General features: G+C 48.9%; 15 protein-coding genes. 9 read left to right on the forward strand and 6 right to left on the reverse strand.

Annotated elements, in window-relative coordinates; all coding sequences use genetic code 11:
* Positions 1 to 6 precede the first annotated feature (6 nt).
* Positions 7 to 1083, forward strand: coding sequence for a DNA polymerase IV (gene dinB, locus ACNA7P_RS08145; RefSeq protein WP_416258126.1), 1077 nt, complete (start codon positions 7 to 9; stop codon positions 1081 to 1083).
* Here the strand turns inward: dinB and ACNA7P_RS08150 are convergent.
* Positions 1031 to 3262 carry a S46 family peptidase gene (locus ACNA7P_RS08150; protein WP_416258127.1) on the reverse strand — a complete coding sequence of 744 codons (2232 nt, stop codon included), beginning with the start codon at positions 3260 to 3262 and terminating at the stop codon, positions 1031 to 1033. The genes dinB and ACNA7P_RS08150 overlap by 53 nt on opposite strands.
* 198 nt (positions 3263 to 3460) lie before the next feature.
* Between ACNA7P_RS08150 and purE the strand changes: the two genes are divergently transcribed.
* Genes purE through ACNA7P_RS08185 form a run of 7 tightly spaced genes read left to right on the forward strand, consistent with a single transcriptional unit; the run spans position 3461 to position 10514 of the window.
* Entirely contained in the window at positions 3461 to 3949 is a 489-nt protein-coding gene (gene purE / locus ACNA7P_RS08155; protein WP_416258128.1) for a 5-(carboxyamino)imidazole ribonucleotide mutase, read from the forward strand.
* Positions 3949 to 5034, forward strand: a complete 1086-nt coding sequence (locus ACNA7P_RS08160) for an ATP-grasp domain-containing protein (protein WP_416258129.1) — start codon at positions 3949 to 3951, stop codon at positions 5032 to 5034. The genes purE and ACNA7P_RS08160 overlap by 1 nt, the downstream gene beginning before the upstream one ends.
* A 26-nt stretch (positions 5035 to 5060) precedes the next feature.
* Positions 5061 to 6614 (forward strand): glycerol kinase GlpK, encoded by a 1554-nt coding sequence (glpK, locus tag ACNA7P_RS08165; protein WP_416258130.1) that lies wholly within the window; start codon positions 5061 to 5063, stop codon positions 6612 to 6614.
* 53 nt (positions 6615 to 6667) lie between these two features.
* Positions 6668 to 7084, forward strand: coding sequence for a cytidine deaminase (locus ACNA7P_RS08170; protein WP_416258131.1), 417 nt, complete (start codon positions 6668 to 6670; stop codon positions 7082 to 7084).
* A 4-nt stretch (positions 7085 to 7088) separates the two neighbouring features.
* Entirely contained in the window at positions 7089 to 7937 is an 849-nt protein-coding gene (deoC, locus tag ACNA7P_RS08175; protein ID WP_416258132.1) for a deoxyribose-phosphate aldolase, read from the forward strand.
* A 1-nt stretch (position 7938) separates the two neighbouring features.
* Positions 7939 to 9267, forward strand: a complete 1329-nt coding sequence (deoA, locus tag ACNA7P_RS08180; protein WP_416258133.1) for a thymidine phosphorylase — start codon at positions 7939 to 7941, stop codon at positions 9265 to 9267.
* An 11-nt stretch (positions 9268 to 9278) separates the two neighbouring features.
* Entirely contained in the window at positions 9279 to 10514 is a 1236-nt protein-coding gene (locus tag ACNA7P_RS08185) for a phosphopentomutase (RefSeq protein WP_416258134.1), read from the forward strand.
* Between the two features lie 90 nt (positions 10515 to 10604).
* On the opposite strand, the gene ACNA7P_RS08190 is transcribed toward ACNA7P_RS08185, so the two are convergent.
* The 4 genes from ACNA7P_RS08190 to ACNA7P_RS08205 form a co-directional block, all read right to left on the reverse strand.
* Positions 10605 to 12710: a prolyl oligopeptidase family serine peptidase gene (locus tag ACNA7P_RS08190; RefSeq protein WP_416258135.1), complete on the reverse strand. Its 2106-nt coding sequence runs from the start codon at positions 12708 to 12710 to the stop codon at positions 10605 to 10607.
* A 67-nt stretch (positions 12711 to 12777) separates the two neighbouring features.
* Positions 12778 to 13440, reverse strand: a complete 663-nt coding sequence (locus tag ACNA7P_RS08195; protein ID WP_416258136.1) for an alpha/beta hydrolase — start codon at positions 13438 to 13440, stop codon at positions 12778 to 12780.
* Positions 13441 to 13493: 53 nt separating this feature from the next.
* Positions 13494 to 13907, reverse strand: coding sequence for an OsmC family protein (locus tag ACNA7P_RS08200; RefSeq protein WP_416258137.1), 414 nt, complete (start codon positions 13905 to 13907; stop codon positions 13494 to 13496).
* Positions 13908 to 14051: 144 nt separating this feature from the next.
* Complete coding sequence (locus ACNA7P_RS08205) at positions 14052 to 15596, reverse strand: leucyl aminopeptidase family protein (protein ID WP_416258138.1); 1545 nt, start codon at positions 15594 to 15596, stop codon at positions 14052 to 14054.
* A gap of 356 nt (positions 15597 to 15952) precedes the next feature.
* Here ACNA7P_RS08205 and ACNA7P_RS08210 point away from each other — a divergent pair, with 356 nt between their 5' ends.
* Positions 15953 to 18106: an EAL domain-containing protein gene (locus ACNA7P_RS08210; protein ID WP_416258139.1), complete on the forward strand. Its 2154-nt coding sequence runs from the start codon at positions 15953 to 15955 to the stop codon at positions 18104 to 18106.
* On the opposite strand, the gene ACNA7P_RS08215 is transcribed toward ACNA7P_RS08210, so the two are convergent.
* A partial coding sequence (locus tag ACNA7P_RS08215) for a putative bifunctional diguanylate cyclase/phosphodiesterase (RefSeq protein WP_416258140.1) occupies positions 18101 to 20202 on the reverse strand: 2102 nt, incomplete at its 5' end. The two genes, ACNA7P_RS08210 and ACNA7P_RS08215, sit on opposite strands and share 6 nt — an antisense overlap.

Genomic DNA, 20202 nt, shown 5'->3' on the forward strand with positions numbered 1-20202 from the left:
AAGTGAATGGTACAAGATTCTCAAAATCGCAAAATAGCGCTGCTCGACCTTGATGCATTTTTTGCCGCTGTAGAAGTGTTGAAGCAGCCGAAACTTGCGCATGTGCCATTTGCAGTAGGTGGTGGTGGTGAGCGCGGAGTAGTTGCTACCGCAAATTACCTCGCCCGAAAGTTTGGTGTACGTAGCGCGATGCCCGGGCATCAAGCTCGCCGCCTATGCCCAGAGTTAGTATTTGTAAAACCTGACATGGCCGCTTACAAAGCGATGTCGAAACGTGTTCAAGAAGTGCTGTTACAGTACACGGATCGCGTTGAACCCGCCTCAATTGATGAGTTCTACCTGGATTTAACCGAAAATACCGCCTTTCAAGGCAGCGCCAGCCTTACTTTAGAAGCCATTCGCGCCGAGCTGCGCGAACTTGGGGTTTCCGCATCTGCAGGAATTTCTAGCCAAAAAATGGTGGCTAAAATAGCCTCGGAAGACCGCAAGCCCGATGGCCAAAGTGTGGTTCCACCACAGCAAATTGTGCAATATCTCGCCGCCTTGCCGTTACGGCGTATTCCTGGAGTAGGGCCGAAAAGCCAAGAGCGGTTGGCTGCCGCCGGCTTTCACAACGTAAGCGATATTCAAACCTGCGATCCACAAAAACTACAACGAATACTGGGCGAACACTCGGGTATGCTGTTGTTTCAGCGCTGCCTAGGAATTGATGAACGGCCCATACAAACCACTCGATTACGCAAGCAAATCAGCGTAGAAGAAACATTGCACCGGGATTTTAAGCATTTAAAAGAGGCAGAGCGCTTTCTGGAAACCACGCTATTGGCTAGCCTAAAACGGCGAGCCGGAGATGGCCGCTGGCAAGATATGAAAGCGAAAGGGCAAACCCTAAAGCTAAAGTTCAGTGATTTTAATCAAACCACTGTAAGCCGGGTGAGCAACCGCGTATCGCCTTCATTATATTACCAACTGTTGGCTGAAGCCTGGCCCCGAGCCAAAGGCCGAACCATTCGCTTGATTGGTTTAGGTATTACTCTGCCAGATCCAGAGGAAGATCGTCAGCTCGAGCTGGAACTGGAATAATCGGCCTACCGTTTAAAGTACAACCATCTGCATCTTCCGCAAAGCCAAGTTCCGCCATAAGCTCATTAGCCTGATATACATAACGCAACAACCACAGCAAATAGCGCACATCGGCATGAATTAAGCGGTGCCGCTCAGCATCAAAGTGCCAATCACTTAAAATTGCATCCGCAGTGGAATCAAACACCAAGCCTATCAACTCGCCACGGCTATTTACCGTGGGGCTGCCAGAGCTGCCCCCAGTGCCATCTGCGGTAGAAAGGAAATTTAAGGTAAGCTGATCGGGGCTGGCAGCCAAGCAACCTGCGCCATGCACAGCCGCAGCTGCATGCATACTGAACGGCAGCTGATAACGCGGTGCCGAATCTGCGATTGCTAATAGCGAATTCAGGGTGGTTCGCGCGCTGCCCACAGCAGCTACAATTCCTGCGCTCAAACGGTAGGTGCGGTTTGCATTATCCGGCAGCCGGCGCCCTTCTGCTCGGGCTTCACGGCGAAATGCATCCATTAATACAGAACGCCCTTGTTGCTCAAAGCCACGCAACTCGCGCTCCCGTAAATCCCAACGCAAGCGTTCATTGGCGGTATCCATGGCAAAACGCAGCCAAGGATCGTTACTACGGCGAATATCACTTAACGGTGTGTTCATTAAGCGCTCAATTTCCGCTATATCTCCCAATGTTGAAGCTGCATATAACGCATTTACGGTATGCTGAATTGATTCTCGAGAGCTCTCTTCGTTTAGCGCAAAGAACTCGGTAACGAAACTAATTCGTTGTTCTTCTGGTAGATCTTGGTGCAACAGTAGCAGCTCAACCAACAGCTCACTCTCAACCGCCACAGCAAACTGCCGAGCTTGGCCAATTAATTGCGCTCGAATCACTGGCACTTGCTGGCTCTGAAAGCCTCGTGTTCGGCGCTCATCACTGCGCCCTGATTCCTGTGCTAAGCGATACAACCGTTGCGCAATAGAGGGTAATTGTAATTCTTGAAAGAAGTTCCACCACACCTGCCGCTGCAAGAGCGCTTGCCGAGCGGCAAGCGCTTGCTCTGCGGTAGCAATGGCCGTTTGATAACGATCCACATCATCGTGTTCGGCAATCCACTCCCGCAACGCGCGTTCTTGCTCGGCTGCTAACTGGTGAATTTGGTACCGCTCGCCGGCTGCCAATAAGCCACGTAAATTCTGATAGCGATTACCGAGGCGCACCATGGTAGGCACATAACGTATTGATATATCAGGGTTATCTTCCATGGCGTTACTTAACACCTGCATCCAGCGCTGTAAATAACGCTCACTGTGTGGATAAAACTCATCAAACGCCATCGCCACTTCTTTGCGCAATCGATAACGTTGCGTTACTCCCGGAAAGCCCGCTACAAATACCGGTTCGCCATCAGCCGGCGCTGCCGGTGATAGCGGTAACCAATGTGCTGGCTGGTAAGGAGTACCATCCGCGTTATAAACCCGCAATAAAGCTAAATCTGCGCTATGCCGAGGCCACTGCCAGTTATCTTCAATACCACCAAAATGGCCAACATCGGCAGGCGGCGCCCACACTAATTTCACCCGTGAGAAAATACGATCGCGAACTAGCAAATAACCTAAGCCATCGTAATGATCTACCACGCGGCATTGAATGCCAGCACTGTCTTCACAGCGGCGTAATAATTCATTGCGGTTGCTGGCGATTAAATTAAAGCGCTCACTACCAGTGGTGCGGGCACTTACGCCACTTAACACCTGCTGAGTAACTTCAGTTCGTTCGAGAGTATGAGCAATGGTGAAATCATGCGGAGCTAGTAACTCAAGGTCTTTGTTAATCGCTAAGAAACCAGTTTCTAGGTAGTTGTTATCTAGCGTGGAGCGATATTGCAGCAAATCGAGAATACAGTGGTGATTGGTTAGCACTAAGCCATCGGCAGAAACAAACGTGCCGGTACAGCCGCCCACTTTCAGCACTGCTGAAGCATGGGGCTGAGTTGGCCAGTTCGGCTGTTGCTCAGGCAGCCACAAGCCTTCATCGGCTACAGTTGCGAAGCTAACAAGTAGCGCCAATAAGAGTGCGTACCAGCACCAGCGAGTAGGCCTGCTTAACGAGGGAGTTCGCGAACTGCCGAGCGAGCGGAAAAAACCCGCGAAGCCATTCGAATGCTCTGTTCGAAATCGTCTGCTCATCTGTTTTTCATATCCGTATATCAAGGCTACACTCCGTATATTGATATCCCGTGTAAGTTTACGTTGAAATAGATGAATAAGCTTAAATAATTTACAACCCCAACGCCATTTACACTAATTTTGCGTATGCGAATTAACCAATTTTCTGCTACAATCCGCGCCTTTCATGAAATTCAACAATGAAAGCAGGAGCTGCGAATGGCCAGTGTGCTTATCTTAATGGGATCTACTTCTGATTGGCCTACCATGCAGGCGGCCGCCCATATGTTAAAAGAATTTGGGGTAAGCTGGGAAGCCCGCGTGGTTTCCGCGCACCGCACTCCCGATTTACTTGCCAGCACAATGCAAGAAGCGGAAGCAAATGATACCCGCGTTATTATTGCTGGAGCAGGCGGCGCAGCCCATTTACCAGGCATGCTAGCAGCGTTTACCTGCTTGCCAGTATTTGGGGTTCCGGTTGCTAGCAAACAACTTAAAGGCCTCGATAGCCTGCTTTCCATTGTACAAATGCCAAAAGGCGTGGCTGTGGGCACATTGGCCATTGGCGAAGCCGGTGCGGCGAACGCTGGTTTACTTGCCGCACAGGTAATTGGCACCACCGAGCCTGCAGTGCAAGAAAAGGTAAAAGCGTTTCGGGTACAACAACGAAACACCGTTATTGCCGCCAGCAAGTTGGAACTGGATTAATGAAGTTATTGATTTTAGGTAATGGCCAACTCGGCCAAATGCTTGCGCAAAGCAGTATTCAGCTTGGCCATGAATGCCTACTCATCAACACCCGCACCAATCAGGTTATGCCCGCTGGCGCTCATGTGGCGCTATCGCTTAGTATTGAAAACGCCATGCAATGGGCCGATGTAGTAAGCTGGGAACACGAACAGCTGAACCCTGAGCATGTGGCGCTAGCAGCAGCTAAACTGCTTACGGATGCCGACAAAATCCGCCCACTTACCCATCGCCAATTAGAGAAGAAGTTGTGCGATTCTCTTGGCATCGCTACCGCGCCATGGCAAGCCTTTAATACCGCCGATGAATTTCAGCAAGCAATGCAAAAGTGGCAACAAGCGGTGGTAATTAAAGCCGCGTTTGGCGGCTACGATGGCAAAAGCCAGTGGCGTTGGGCGGTTGGCGACGATATCGATGCACTGATCGCAACCGCAGGCCATCAGCCTGGTATTATCGAAGCCATGATTCCATTTACCCGGGAAGTATCGATTGTGGGCGCGCGCGCTCGTGATGGCCGCATACTGTGCTACCCATTAGTAGAAAATGTGCATCGCAACGGCATTCTCAGCCATACCTTTGCGGGTTACGAAGCCGTTCCAGAACACCTGCAAACCGCGGCCGAAGAAGCATTTAAGGCGATTACCGAACACCTTGGTTATGTGGGCACCCTCGCTATCGAGTTTTTTGTAGTGGGCGAAGGCGATAACGCGCAATTACTGGTAAATGAAATTGCCCCGCGTGTGCACAACTCTGGCCATTGGTCTTTAACCGGCTGCAATGCCAGCCAATTTGATCTGCATATTCGCAGCCTCACTAATATGCCGTTCCCCGAGCTAGCGATTCAGCCTACCCTAATGGTGAACGCCATTGGCTGTGAGCAAATTCCTAGCGAACTGTGGCAGAGCTCGATTACTAGCGCCTTTTGGTATGGCAAAGATTCGCGCCCCGGCCGCAAAGTTGGCCATGTAAACTTCCGTATTGCAGACCGCGCGGCAGCAGAACGTACCAGCGAACACTTTACAGCTGCATTACAGGTGCTATCGTAAGCTTCTGAGCCCTCAGGAGCATATGCATGAGTACACAACACACTTTGGGCGCCTCGAGCGCCCAATTTATTTTAGCTATCGATCAAGGCACCACATCAAGCCGCGCCATGGTTTACAACCATAAGTTGCAGACCATTGGCCATGGGCAAGTAGAATTTCCGCAGCACTTTCCCGCCAATGGTTATGTAGAGCATGACCCTCTCGATATTTGGCAATCTACCGTACACGCCTGCCGCAAGGCAATTCGCGCTGCTAATATGCAAGCAGCTGATATTCAGGTGATTGGTATCACTAATCAACGAGAAACCACGGTAATTTGGGATCGCAAAACCGGTGAGCCATTGCATCGGGCCATTGTTTGGCAAGATCGCCGTACCGCAAACCAATGCGCCAGTATGCGTGAAGCTGGCCATACCGCGTTGGTACAAGAGCGCACAGGATTGTTACTCGATCCCTATTTCTCAGCCACTAAAATTGCTTGGATTTTGGATAACGTAACGGGGGCTCGGGAAAAAGCAGAGGCGGGTGAGCTGGCATTTGGCACCATAGATACTTTTTTGTTGTGGCATTTAAGCGGTGGTCGCGTGCATGCTACCGATGCTACCAATGCTTCACGTACGTTATTAATGAACTTAGCTTCGCGGCAATGGGATCCAGAACTCTGCGCGTTGTTTCAAGTGCCGCTAGCGTTACTACCGGAAATTCGTGATAACGCCAACGCATTTGGTTTAGCCGATAGCTCGCTATTCAGCAGTAGTGAAACGCCACAGCTAGCTGGCGCAACTACCAGCGAACTGCACGAGGGTATTATGATTGGCGCCATGATTGGTGATCAACAAGGAGCGCTAGTAGGGCAAGCTTGTATAGAACCTGGGCAGATTAAAAGCACCTATGGAACCGGTTGTTTTGCTCTAGTAAATACTGGCAACACGCCTGTTTTCTCAGAAAATAGGCTACTTACCACACTGGCGTATCAAGTTAATGGCCAACCCATCTACGCACTTGAAGGCAGTATTTTTATGGCGGGTGCCATTGTGCAATGGCTACGCGATAAGCTGGGCATTATCCAATCGGCAGTAGAAACAGAACAACTTGCTGAGGGCGTTGATTATCAACAAAGCGAGCTACTAATTCCTGCCTTCACCGGCTTAGGAGCGCCCTATTGGCAACCCAATGCTCGCGCGGCGATATTCGGCATGACCCGCGATACCGGCAAAAAACAACTCGCGGCCGCAGCACTGCGCAGTGTGGCACTGCAAACCCGCGATTTACTATTAGCGATGGAAGAGGATGGCCAAACCATTGATATTCTAAAAGTAGATGGTGGCATGACCGACAATGGCTGGTTTATGCAAGCGCTTGCAGATATCACCGGCTATTCGGTATTACGTGCCGACACTGCGGAAATTAGTGTGCGCGGCGCTGCCTTCTTAGCTGGATTGCAGGCAGGCATGTACCATGCACTCAGCGAGCTTAATGCGCTTTGTGGCAGCAAAGGTAGCTTTACGCCTGCGATTACTAGCGAAGATCGGAACGAGTTATATGATCGGTGGTTAGCAGGTGTGGAAAAAATTAGGTAAGATGTGTGCCCTTTTTTCAATTTGCAGCGTAGGTTTTTATGCAAGAGCCACACATGGATCAGGAAGCACGTTTACTAGCGGCGGTTAAAACAGCGCAAACGAAAGCGTATGCCCCCTATTCTAATTTTCCAGTAGGTGCCGCAATTATTGCTGATAATGGCGAAGTATATAGTGGCTGCAACGTAGAGAATGCTTCTTACCCGGAAGGTACATGCGCGGAAGCGGGCGCTATTGCAGCCATGGTAATGGCTGGCGGCCGCAAGATTCAAAAAATTTATGTGATTGGTAACGGTGAAGGCTTGGTTTCACCTTGCGGTGGATGTAGGCAACGCATTCGCGAATTCGCCCATGCCGACACTACAGTACACATATGTGGGCCGGAAGGTGTGCGCGCGGTAATGAAATTACACGATTTATTGCCGCATTCATTTGGCCCCGAACAATTACACACTCATTCTGCACAGGAGTAGTAGCATGGCAGAGTTAGCGTTACATGAGTTAACCCCAAAACAACAAGCCGCGAAGGCGTTTTCCTTGTTGGATTTAACCAGCCTTACCGACGCCGAAACCGCCGCTGATATTCAAGCAGTGGTAGATAACGCTAGCTGGCGTGATGCCGAAGGTAACCGCATTCATGTGGCAGCCTTATGTTTGTTTCCCCGCTTCTTGCCGCTGGCCCGCAAGCTATTAGATGCGCAAGAGCTTTATGCTGTGCGCTTGGCTACGGTAACCAACTTCCCTACCGGCGGTGATGATATTGATATTGCCGTAAAAGAAACCGCTGCCGCTGTAGCATATGGTGCCGATGAAGTAGATGTGGTACTGCCCTACCAAGCCTTGTTAGCAGGCGATACCCGCACTCCGTTGCAACTCGTACAAGCCTGTAAAGCAGCCTGCGGCCAACATGTGCACCTAAAAGTAATTCTGGAAACTGGCGTATTAGCCTCAGCGCAACTGATTCAGCAAGCCAGTGATATCGCCATCGCAGGTGGTGCCGATTTTATTAAAACATCCACCGGCAAAGTAGCCGTTAATGCTAGTGCAGAAGCAGCAGAAATTATGCTTGCGCGTATTGCTGCCGATATTGCCCGCCAACAAGCCACCCAAAGTAGCGCGCATCCGGCACGTGGCGTAGGCTTTAAACCCGCTGGTGGCATTCGTACATTGGCCGATGCCATCCTGTACATGCAGGCTGTAGAAACTCAGCTTGGTAGCGCAGGGTTGCACCCTAGCCGTTTCCGCCTAGGTGCTAGCTCAGTGCGCACCAATTTAGTGGCTACTCTAGAAGGTAGCCAAGAATCATCAGCAGCAGGAGGATACTAAGATGTTGCCACAAGAAATTATTCGAGCGAAACGTGATGGCAAAACCCTCAGCCGCGAACAAATTGCTTTTTTCGTGCAGGGCATTACTGATAACACCGTAACCGATAGCCAAATTGCCGCTTTTGCAATGTCGGTTTATTTCAACGGCATGGCTATGCCAGAGCGCGTTGCCCTTACTGAAGAAATGATGAACTCGGGCAACGTAGTAAGCTGGGAAGGTATGGATTTAGGTGGCCCAATTGTTGATAAACACTCAACAGGCGGGGTAAGCGATTCGGTAAGCTTGATGCTTGGCCCAATGGTTGCAGCGTGCGGTGGCTATGTGCCGATGATTGCTGGCCGTGGCCTTGGCCACACCGGCGGTACCTTAGACAAGTTTGAAAGTATTCCTGGGTACAATATTCAGCCCGATTTGCAAGATTTTCAGCGCATAGTAAAAGATATCGGTGTGGCCATTATCGGCCAAACCGCCGATCTTGCCCCAGCAGACAAACGTTTCTACAGTATTCGTGATATTACCGCTACCGTAGATTCTATTCCTTTGATTACCGCCTCTATTCTTTCTAAAAAACTCTCTGCTGGCTTGGAATCATTAGCCATGGATGTGAAAACCGGCAATGGCGCCTTCATGACCAGCCTGGAGGATTCGCGCGGCTTAGCAAGCAGCATTGTTGCCGTAGCAAATGATGCTGGTGTGCGTACTTCTGCCACCATTACCGATATGAATGAAGCACTAGGCGATACCGCTGGGAATGCCACGGAAATGCGTGAAGCCGTTGAGTACCTCACCGGTGTGCGCCGCAACCCGCGTTTACATGCTGTAACCATGGCATTGGCGAAACAAATGTTACAGCTAAGTGGTATTGCCAATACGCCGAAAGAGGCTGAAGCGAAGCTAAATGAAGCGTTGGATTCTGGCCGCGCCGCAGAGATATTCGGCAAAATGGTACACGCATTAGGTGGGCCAGCTGATTTTGTTGAAAACTGGCAGCACTATTTGCCAAAAGCCCCTGTAGTAATGCCTGTGTATGCAGATATGCCCGGGTACATTGCGCAAGTAGCTACCCGTGAACTAGGCTTAGTAGTAGTAACCCTTGGTGGTGGCCGCCGCAATTCCGCAGATACCATTAACCATGCTGTAGGCATTACGGATATTCAGCCAATCGGCACTTACATTGATAGTGATCGCCCACTTGCTTTCGTGCATGCGCAAGATGAACTTAGCGCTGCAGCGGCGGCGGTAGAATTGAAAGCATCGATTGGCCTAAGCAAAACATTGCCACAGCTAAACCCAGTGGTTTATGAGACACTTACTGCTAATGATGTTTAGGGAGTAACCTAATGGCCCGTGCAATTATTCTTATGCTTGATTCGTTCGGCGTTGGTGCTAGTGCCGATGCTAAGGAGTTTGGTGATGTGGGGGCCAATACGTTTGGCCACATCGCTGCTACGTGTGCCGCAGGAAAGGCAGATGAAGGTAGGCAAGGGCCGTTAAAACTACCCAATTTAGAAAAGCTCGGGCTGGGTTTGCTCGCTACCGAAAGTGGTGGCGAACAACCAGCTGGCTTCACATACGATGGGCCAGTAAGTGCACTATACGGTTACGCTCAAGAGCTAAGCCGTGGTAAAGACACACCCAGTGGCCATTGGGAAATTGCCGGTGTACCGGTACTGTTCGATTGGCATTATTTCCCGAATACCGTGCCTACATTTCCTGCCGATTTCATTGCCGAGCTCATCGCGGAAGCCGATTTACCCGGCATTCTGGGCGATTGCCACGCCTCGGGTACAGAAATTATTGCCAAGCTTGGCGCTGAACATATCGCTAGCGGGAAACCCATTATCTACACTTCAGCCGACAGTGTTTTGCAGATTGCTGCGCATGAAGAAAGCTTTGGCTTACAGCGCTTACTCACGCTGTGCGAGCTCGCGCGAAAAAAGCTAGATGCGCATAACTTACGTGTAGGGCGAGTGATTGCCCGGCCGTTTGCGGGTACTGAAGCGAGCAACTTCAAGCGCACGGCAAACCGTCGTGATTACTCGGTGCTGCCACCGGCGCCCACCGTGCTGGATAAGTTGGTAGCGGCCGGCGGTGAAGTGATCAGCATTGGTAAAATTGCTGATATCTACGCCCATCAAGGGATTACCCAAAGCGTAAAAGCGAGTGGCAACGATGCCATTTTCAACGCCACTCTTGCCGCCATTCAGGTGGCGCCAGAGCAAAGTATCATTTTCCCAAACTTCGTAGATTTTGATATGGAGTATGGCCATCGCCGAAATGTGCCCGGCTACGCGCGCGCTTTAGAAGCCTTTGATCAGCGCTTGCCAGAACTAATTGCCGCTCTGAAACCGGGTGATCGGGTATTTATTGCCGCCGATCATGGATGCGATCCTACCTGGCCAGGAAGCGATCATACCCGCGAATATATTCCCGTAATCTGCTTTGGCCCCGATTTAGAAATTCCAGCAGCGGGCGGCAACATTGGCCGCCGCGCTAGCTTTGCGGATATCGGCCAAAGTATTGCCAGCCACCTCGGTTTACCCGCTACCGAATATGGCGAAAGTTTTTTAAGTTAACTGCGCCAGCACCACGGTAAATAATTGCACAAAAAAGCCCGATGTTGATTCGCAACATCGGGCTTTGTTTTGCTGATGGTTATTCAGCGTTTATTGCTTATATTTTTCAAACCATGCCAATGCATGTTCGATTTTCATAATCATACGTGAAGGGCGATTTGAAATGCCGTGATAAGAGCCAGGAATCCGCACCATTGCCGTATCTACACCACGTAATTTAAGTGCCTGATAGAACTGTTCACTATCGGAGATCGGCGTGCGGCGATCGCTTTCACCCGTTAATGTTAAGGTTGGTGTGGTTACGTTACCCACTAACGACAAAGGCGAGCGCTGCCAATAATGCTCATGCTCTTCCCATGGCATGCCTGGGAATTGGTTGGCTATTTGCCCTACATAGCTATCAGCGGTAAGTACTTTTGATACCCAATTAATAACCGGATTCGTTGCTACCGCGGCATTAAAGCGATCCGTTAAGCCTACCGCATATGCAGTTGCAATACCGCCAGCTGAGCCGCCGGTGATAAACAGGTTATTAGCATCAACAAAGCCTTTTTCGATTAACGCATCAATACCCGACATATGATCGGCAAAATCGTAGGGCGAAGAGTAATTATTGTTTAACAGCATCGCGAAATCATAACCGTACGAGCTACTGCCACGATAATTATTGTAAAACACGATGTACCCTTCTGCTGCATAACGCTGTAATTCTGCAGCGAAATACGGGCCATAGGCTAAATGAGGGCCACCATGAATTTCTACCATTAGCGGGTATTCTTTATTCGCATCAAAACCCGGAGGCGTAATATACCAACCGTGAATTTCGGTGTTATCGTAGCTAGAGTTATAAGTAAACTCATGCACTTCACCCAGCTCACGTTGGCCAAGCAGGTTCTCATTCAATCGAGTAAGCACACGAGAATCACCACCCTGCCATACCGCTACATTGCCAAGCCGATGCGCATTGGCTTGGGTATACGCGAGTACGCCACTACCAGAAGCACTGAACATCCCCCCTAAATATGGGCGCCCGTTGCTACCCGTGCCTACATCATTCACTAAATCGGTATGGCGCCCACCTCGAGCTGCCACCCGCGCTAACTTTAGGCGGCCGCGATCGGCATATTGAAAGGCGATGGTGTTCGCGTTCAGCCAGCTTGGTGATTCTATTGAACGATCAAAATCGCTAAGCAATTCAGTAATTTCAGGATCATTCCCATGTGAACGCCAGTTCATCACCTGAAGTTTGGCGTTGCGATAAGGCTCTGGCTTTCCAGAACTATGCAGGAAGGCTAAGCTGCGGCCATCAGGAGAAAAGCTTGGAGCGTATTCACGGCCCGCAGTGTGGGTGATTTGCGTAAGCTCTGCATTCTCTAACGATACCTTAAATAAGTTCGCTTCTAGTGTGTGGTATTCCCAATCATCGCGGCGGTTTGCAGAAAATACGATTGCGCTGCTATCAGGTACCCAAGCAAGTTGGCCACCATGGTTGTAATTACCGCTGGTAAGTTGGCGCTCGGCGCCTCCTTCAGCGCTTACCACGAAGAGCTGGCGATACGCACTATCTAATAAACCGCGGCCATCTGCTTGGTAATAGGTGCGCTCCACAATGATAGCTGGTTCAGACCATTTGGCGCCCTCTGGCCGTGTTGGCCGATATACCGAACGAGCAAAATCTGTGGTAGGCGCCAATACTTCCATACTGAAGGCGATATGCTTGCCATCAGGTGCCCAAGTTAGATTGCTTATACCACGCCGTACATCAGTAATACGCGCGGTTTTATTTTGCTCTAGCCAATGCACATGAATTTGCGAACTACCGCTCATGTTACTAATAAAAGCAACGCGCTTACCATCAGCAGACCAACGTGGGCTACTATACTGGTGCCCATCGGCAAATAGTGGAGTTTTCTCACCACTACGCACATCCACTAACCATAAGCTACGGCGAGTGCTATCGTTCATAATATCGTTGCTGTGGCGCACATAAATAATCTGCCTACCATCAGGGCTAACCTGCACATCATTAGCCCATTCAAGTGCAAAAATATCTTCAGCAGTAAACTTTGAGGCTTGCGTTTCCGCTTGCGCTGCTGCAATACCTGTAGCTAACAACAAACTCACAAAGAGCGCTTGTAGCCATAGATGAGGCCCGCGCTGCCGCTGCCGGTTCGTGTTTGTGGATGAGAATCGCATGGGTGTTCCCTCTTATCTGTTTTTTAATACATCAACTATGCGTGCAAAGATTAACGAGTGCAAGCCGTTAGGCTGTTAGTACCTGCTGTAAAAATGCGCGTATATCTTGCAGCTGCTCGGCGCATACTTGATGCGCCATTGGGTAGGTTTTATAGGTTACCGGGTAGTTTCGCTCACTCAACCAAGCCTTTGCTTGCTCACCGAGCTGCACCGGCACCACCGGATCTTGGCTGCCATGGTGGATAAGAATAGGCGTGCCCTGCTGCGCTACATTCGGCTGTATTGAAGCATGTGTTGCTAAATACGTAGAGAGGCACATGATGCCGGCAAGCTTTTTATCGTATGTAAGTGCCGCTTCGTACGCCACCGCACCACCTTGGGAAAAGCCAGCAAGCACAATGCGATGCGCTGGAATACCGCGCGCAATTTCCCGTTCAATTAATGCTATGGTTTGCTGAGCAGAAGCTCTTAGCTGTTTCTCATCAACGCTACGATCAATAGACATCTCCAAAATATCGTACCATGCAGGCATTTGCATACCGCCATTAATAGTTACTGGCATTTTTGGTGCATGCGGAAACACAAAGCGCGCCTGCACACCATTGGTAAGCTGTAAATGAGGCACCACGGGCTCGAAATCATGCCCATCCGCACCTAAACCATGTAACCAAATTATCGCCGCATTTGCTGGCTGTTGCGGCTCAACTTCTACACAAGGGAGTAAATTCATTGCTAATCCTGTTGGCAAATACGTTTGCTACTGTTTTTCAATCAATTCGAAAGCTACTTTACTAGTTCGGTAGGAATCGCTAGTTGGCTATTCATTAACGTGCGATGTACTGGGCATTTATTGGCAATTTCCAGCAACCGTTGGCGCTGCTCATCATCAAGATTGCCCTCAATATGAATATGCCGCTCTATCGATTCCACGCCCTTCTCACCCTTAATATGGCGTAAATCTACGGTAACCTTCTCCAATGCCCACTCTTTGCGCTTAGCATACATGCGCAATGTCATCGAGGTACACGCACCCAACCCTGCCATCACCATTTCCATCGGCGCGGGGCCCTCATCGGCACCGCCCACACTTTCGGGCTCATCCGCTAACCAACGGTGATTGTATGTAGTAACTTGGTTGGTGAATGGCGCCATTTTTTCTTCAACGCGCACACACCCTTCTTGTACTTCGTGGCTCATGTTTGTGCTCCTTTGGAATACCAGTTGCAGCTTGCATTCACCGATATTAAATAACGATGTACAACAATTATTGCCGCCGCAAAAAATAAAAAGCCCCGGCGCGGCCGAGGCTTTGATAATACATGAAAATATTTCCAGATGCGCTTATTCAGCAGAGTACAGTTTCACCCATTCAGTAAGCAAGCGCACACCATAGCCAGTAGCGCCCTCTGGGTGAATACCCTGCGGGCTTTGAATGAAAGCATTACCCGCCATATCAATGTGCACCCAAGGCGTATCGCCAGCAAAATGCTGCAAGAATATTGCCCCGGCTTGGGCACCTGGAGAACCCGTGTTGATACGATCCGCGATACGGCTATTCACAATTCCTGGATAAGGGCCTAGCGGTAACTGCCATACTAATTCATTGGTATTTTCACCCGCATCACGAAGGGTATTAATAATACTATCGTGCTCACTGAAAATGGCCGAGTATGCAGTACCTAATGCGCCCACTTTTGCACCCGTTAAGGTAGCGATATCGGCAATTACGCGAGGATTAAAGTGCTCACGCGCATACCAAATACCATCGGCTAAAATTAACCGGCCTTCAGCATCTGTATTACCCACTTCAATTGTTGAACCATCACCAGCGGTAACCACATCGCCTGGCAGTTGCGCTTCTGCAGAAATCAGATTGTGAGAAAGTGGTGCTACCGCTACTACATTGAGTGGCGCATTCTGAATCGCCAAAGCTTTTACTGTGCCTACCACTGCAGCAGCTCCTGCCTTATCGGTTTGCATGCGCAAAATAGATGCCGAAGCTGTTTTCAGGTTGTAACCACCGGTATCGAAAGTATTACCCTTACCAACTAACGCAATCGGTTGCTCATCGCTACCGCGCCAATGCGCAACTAGCAAGTGTGCTTTGTGTTGGCTCCCTTGGCTCACGCCATATAATGATCCCATGCCTAACTCGCGCACTTGTTCTGGGCCAAGAATGGTAACCTCAATACCTAAAGGTTCGAGCTCAGCGCGCGCCATTTCTGCAAAGGCCGCTGGGTATCCCGTGCTGCCAGGTAAATTGGTGAGCTCACGAGCCAAAAACACCCCTTCAGCAATGCCCCGAAGATCGGCATAAAGATTTGCGGCATCGCTATCACTTGCCACTAACCATTCGAATGTTTGTGCTGGCCGTTCCGCAGGTTCGCTTTTAAAGCGATCAAAACGATAGTTACGCAAATCAATACCGTGCGCCATAGCCGCTACAACACCGGCGTTGGCTTTGGCATCTGCAACTAAACGTGAATCAATATGAATGGTTTCAGCTTTGGTACCGTTTACATGGTTTGCAAGTGCTGCCCCCATTTCTTCGGCTACTACGCGAGTTAATTCGCTAGGCACACCAACACCCATCAGAATAACGCGCTGCTCACTCAGGCCAGCTGGCGCGATAACAACCAACTCTTGCTTTGCGGCACCCGTAAACTCACTTACTTGCATGGCTCGGTTTACGTGCTGAGTAGTATCTCGGCTCCAACCCTGCACAACTAGCTCTTCTGTATCACCCGGCACTAGAACTACGAGCGTTTCAGCGGTGCCACTTAAGCGCTCATTAAAATTCATTTTTGTTTGTAGGTATTCGGCTGATGCCGCGAACGACATTGCGGTTAATGCTACCGCTGCTGCGAACAAACGCATTAGTTTCATGATGTATTCCTTCTTGGTGCTTGCCAATAAGTATGTAGGTTTTCAATAGAGTGGCACAAGAGTGCAAAAAATTAGCGCCCAACACAAGAGAAAGTGGGTGAAACGCGACAATTTGGCGTTGATTGTGGGAGTTCAGGGAAATTCTCGAAACAGTTACAAGGCTGGATTCTCGCTTTGTTTTTCAATTCGCTAAAAAGCATCACCGTCAATTGTGATTTTAAGTAACTTCTAAAATGATTAAAAATCAACACGTTTTAATGATAAAATAGTGTAAATCTCCTTTTTTCATCAATGTTCAGGTGTATATTCCCAAAATCCCGTCAACACTTTAAATTAAGGTTATTTAACGAAATTTGATGCAATCAACTCCGGAAAATAGAGTTACAACACAAACAATTTTTGAGTTGATCGGCCAACATGCGAGCCGAGACAAGCTCCTACAAGCCATGGTAGCTTGGGTGGAAAGTATCATTCCAGAAGCCATCGTAGCCATCATGGAATACGACCAAGCCACTAATACTCTTAGCCTAGCCAGTGGCGTGCATTTTTCCGCAGAATTTCAAAAAGAATTACAGCAAATTGACGTTGCTTCTAACGGCGGAACATGCTGTATCGCGGCGCATTCGCGCAAGGTTGCTATTACAGAGAACTTTCTTACCGACACTACTTGTCCTAGATTTAAACATGTTGCCACTGCAGAGCAACTTAAAGCATGTTGGGCTACACCGGTAATAGGTGCAAATAATGATCTCAAGGGTACTTTTTCCGCCTATTTCCGCGAACCGCGCAAACCTACTGAACGCGAAATAAAGCTTATTAAGCGAGCGGCCAGCATGATCGCTCTGGCTTTTGATCACCAACGTGAACATACCCTTCGTAATGAATTGAACGAACGCTATGCCTCCTTGTTCCGTAACCATCCTGATGCTGTTTTTGAGCTCGATATGAACGGTAATTTCGTAGCAGCTAACGATGCGACTACCAAGCTTTCTGGATTCCCCGAAAGGCAAATGCTCGGTACACACTACAGCACATTTATTATTGATGAATATCAGCCTTTGGCTATTAGTGCGTTTGAAAAAGCTAAAACTGGTGAACCTCAAAGCTTGGAAGTAGCGGCCGTACACGCCAACAATGGTCAATTTTGGCTCGCGATAACCATCTTACCGATCATTATTAATCATGTGGTGGTGGGAGTGTTTGGAATTGGGCGCGATATTACAGTTCAGGTTGAGCAGAAAGAGTATTTAGAAAATCAACGCACGCACGATACCTTAACTGGATTACCGAACCGCACTTATTTTGAGCAAAGTTTAAACAACGAACTGAAGCGCAGCCATGCAGAAAGCGCAGGGTTTGCTGTTCTTTACATCGATTTAGACGATTTCCGTTCGATCAACGAAGGCTTGGGCCATGAAGTGGGTGATGAATTACTTGCAGCCGTTGCTGAACGCATACTCTCCTGCACATGTAAACAAGATACCGTTTCCCGGTTAGCGGCAGATGAGTTTGTGGTTTTATTGCCTAGTTTACACAATCAGCAATTCGCTATTAAGGTAGCGGAGGAAATTCTGCAGGCACTCACACAGCCATTTCAAATTGGTCGGCATCAGCTTGCACTGAGTGCGAGTATCGGTATTAGCAGCGTTACTCAACATACGCGCAACGCTGCTGAGATCATTAAACAAGCTGATATTGCGATGAGTGAGGCAAAACGCCAAGGCTGTAACACGTGGCATTGGTATGAGGGCGAAACTGCATTAATTGGCACTGAGTACACGGCCATGCGTTTGGATATAGCGGAGGCAATTGAGCAAAAGCAGTTCGTTATCCATTACCAACCTATTGTTGCTAGTGAAACAGGCATTACCAGTGGCTATGAGGCACTTATACGTTGGTGTCATCCTACTCGCGGAATGATCGCGCCTTGTGCTTTTATTCCACTAGCGGAACGAACTGGGCAAATTATTGCCATTGGCCAGCAAGTACTGCATCGAGCCTGCAAAGAAATTGCTGCTTGGAATCAAAAACACAAAAAAAGTATGAACCTCGCAGTAAATATTTCACCGTTACAATTTCGTCGCGCCAGCTTCCTTGATGAGGTAATTAGTGCATTACAAAAAAGTGGCTTGCCAGCAGAAATGCTTGAACTGGAGGTAACTGAGAGCGTGCTGGTGCTGGGCGCTGAACGTACCATCGATATTCTGCAAAAGATTCGTGCCTTAGGCGTTCGCGTAGCTATTGATGATTTTGGTACGGGTTACTCTAGCTTAAGCTATCTGCGCTACCTGCCGATCGACAAAATCAAAATTGATCGCAGTTTTGTGCAGCATTTGCCTAACAATCGTGAAGATTGTGCGATTGTACAAGGCCTAATTACTATGGCCCATCACCTGGGCCTTGCGGTTGTGGCGGAAGGAGTTGAAACCAAAGAGCAAGGTGAGTTTTTGAAGAATATCGAGTGCGATTTACTACAGGGTTTCTACTTTGCTCGACCGGCGTTGTTATAGCTTTGCTGATCGCACTGGTGGGCTAAAGTAATACCCTTGAAAAATATCGCAGCCCTGCTCTAATAAAATATTGAACTGCTCCTCCGTTTCTACACCTTCAGCCACCACAATCAAATCGAGTGTGTGCCCCAAAGAGATAATGCTTTTGGTAAGTTTGCGGTGAGTACGCACCTCTTCTGGAGTAGCATTAGGAGACGAAACAAAGGAGCGATCGATTTTCAGTTGATCAAGTGGTAAACGCTGTAAGTAGCTTAAGTTTGAATAGCCAGTACCAAAATCATCGAGTGAAAAGCGAACGCCGCGCTCACGTAACGCGAGCATTTTACGGATCGCATGCTCCGTATCACCAATCAACATAGATTCCGTTATTTCCAGAATAAGTTTATCTGAGCGTACGCCCGTTTCCTCAATAATACTCAGTACCTGTTCTACAAAATTATCGGCGCGTAATTGTTTCACGCTTACATTCACCGACATGGTCCAATCGTGGCGAATTTCATGATCAGCCCATTCAACAAGCTTATAGCAGGCCTTTCGTAACACCCAACTCCCCAGCAAAATTATATCCGTTGATTGTTCAGCTACGGTTATAAATTCACCAGGAGCGATCATGCCACGAATCGGGTGCCGCCATCGAACAAGCGCCTCTACACCAACTGTTTCGCTGTAACGATTTACCTTCGGTTGGTAATGCAACTCTAGTTCATCATTCAAAATGCCGCGATGTAAATCACGCTGTAATTCAAGGCGGGCATTCATACGTGCTTCGATATCTGCATCAAAAATAACACAAGTATTACGCCCCGCGTCTTTTGCCTCAAACATTGCTTGGTCAGCCTGCTGTAGCAAACGCTCAACACTTTCGGCTGTAGGCGTGATCAGAGTAACGCCAATACTTACGGTTAATATGTAAGAATCTTTGGCAAGTACGAACGGCTGTAACATTGCGTTATTAAGTGCGTCAGTGAGCTCCAAAACATGCTTCAGCGCGGCTTGCTCGCTATCGCCAGCGCTTGCTAACAGCAGCACAAACTCATCAGCCGTAACACGAGAAACCGTGTCCTCACTCGACACGAGATCTAAAAACCGTTCGCCCACCGCGCTTAAAACCCGATCCCCCTCTTCTTGACCAAGACTATCGTTAAGTATCTTGAAGTTATCGAGGTCGATCGATAGTAATGCACCATAGCGATGTTTTTTCTTGGCATGCACGAGTGCTGTACCAATACGCTCATGTAGAAGCGCACGGTTAGGCAGGTGAGTAAGCGCATCGTAGTAAGATAGCTCTTCAATTTGTTGCTGGGACCGCTGCTGCTCAGTAATATCCAACATCACGCCATGCCATAAATTACCAGAGGCATCGCTTTCACCTAGGCGAGAGTGAATATTCACCCACAGCAAATCGTTGTTCACATTCAAACGGCCTTGCCACGTAAAGGGCACTCCTCTTTGGATCGCTGATTCCTCGGTTTCAACAAAGCTTTCAATATCATCTTGATGAATAAGGTCTACCGCATAATCAAGTGTTTCGCTCAACGGCATTGCCGCGGGGATACCAAGCATCGCTCGAGCACGCGGGCTCAAATAATAAAATTCTCGCGCGCCATCATCCCGGATTCGCAATTGATAAACGCCAGCGGGGATTAGCGCTGTAAGCTTGCCATAGCGCTCCAACGATTGAACTAAAGCACTTTGCCGAACATTGAGCTCATGTTCCGCAGTGCGCAGATAACCTTGAGCTCTGCGAGCCGCAAACCATAGTGCAAGGTATGCCGACAGCAACACGGCAAATGGAATTAATAAACTATACAACCATTCATGTATCACTTTCGTGCGGCTACGCATTACCACCGCCGTTAAATTATAATCGGGCAGTGGCTTTAGGAAAGCATATGCTTGCTCTCTACTACCATCACGATCAATTTTCCGCTCGTACTGATACACACCCTCACGCTCATGCATGATAGCTCGCAATTCAGGTGATATTTGAGCCTGGTAAAGTTCAGCCAGCGTTTGCTCGGTATGCTCACGAATAAGCGGATAAATATAGGACAAATAATTATCCGGCCGTATTAGTGAAACCTGAATACCTTCCG

It is taken from the genome of Aliidiomarina sp., from assembly GCF_047920995.1.
Lineage (GTDB): Bacteria > Pseudomonadota > Gammaproteobacteria > Enterobacterales > Alteromonadaceae > Aliidiomarina.

What these genes read in the sequence shown, in the direction of transcription:
- dinB (WP_416258126.1), top strand. Translation starts at nt 7, where the DNA reads ATGGTACAAGATTCTCAAAATCGCAAAATAGCGCTGCTCGACCTTGAT.
- ACNA7P_RS08150 (WP_416258127.1), bottom strand. Translation starts at nt 3,262, where the DNA reads ATGAGCAGACGATTTCGAACAGAGCATTCGAATGGCTTCGCGGGTTTT.
- purE (WP_416258128.1), top strand. Translation starts at nt 3,461, where the DNA reads ATGGCCAGTGTGCTTATCTTAATGGGATCTACTTCTGATTGGCCTACC.
- ACNA7P_RS08160 (WP_416258129.1), top strand. Translation starts at nt 3,949, where the DNA reads ATGAAGTTATTGATTTTAGGTAATGGCCAACTCGGCCAAATGCTTGCG.
- glpK (WP_416258130.1), top strand. Translation starts at nt 5,061, where the DNA reads ATGAGTACACAACACACTTTGGGCGCCTCGAGCGCCCAATTTATTTTA.
- ACNA7P_RS08170 (WP_416258131.1), top strand. Translation starts at nt 6,668, where the DNA reads ATGGATCAGGAAGCACGTTTACTAGCGGCGGTTAAAACAGCGCAAACG.
- deoC (WP_416258132.1), top strand. Translation starts at nt 7,089, where the DNA reads ATGGCAGAGTTAGCGTTACATGAGTTAACCCCAAAACAACAAGCCGCG.
- deoA (WP_416258133.1), top strand. Translation starts at nt 7,939, where the DNA reads ATGTTGCCACAAGAAATTATTCGAGCGAAACGTGATGGCAAAACCCTC.
- ACNA7P_RS08185 (WP_416258134.1), top strand. Translation starts at nt 9,279, where the DNA reads ATGGCCCGTGCAATTATTCTTATGCTTGATTCGTTCGGCGTTGGTGCT.
- ACNA7P_RS08190 (WP_416258135.1), bottom strand. Translation starts at nt 12,710, where the DNA reads ATGCGATTCTCATCCACAAACACGAACCGGCAGCGGCAGCGCGGGCCT.
- ACNA7P_RS08195 (WP_416258136.1), bottom strand. Translation starts at nt 13,440, where the DNA reads ATGAATTTACTCCCTTGTGTAGAAGTTGAGCCGCAACAGCCAGCAAAT.
- ACNA7P_RS08200 (WP_416258137.1), bottom strand. Translation starts at nt 13,907, where the DNA reads ATGAGCCACGAAGTACAAGAAGGGTGTGTGCGCGTTGAAGAAAAAATG.
- ACNA7P_RS08205 (WP_416258138.1), bottom strand. Translation starts at nt 15,596, where the DNA reads ATGAAACTAATGCGTTTGTTCGCAGCAGCGGTAGCATTAACCGCAATG.
- ACNA7P_RS08210 (WP_416258139.1), top strand. Translation starts at nt 15,953, where the DNA reads ATGCAATCAACTCCGGAAAATAGAGTTACAACACAAACAATTTTTGAG.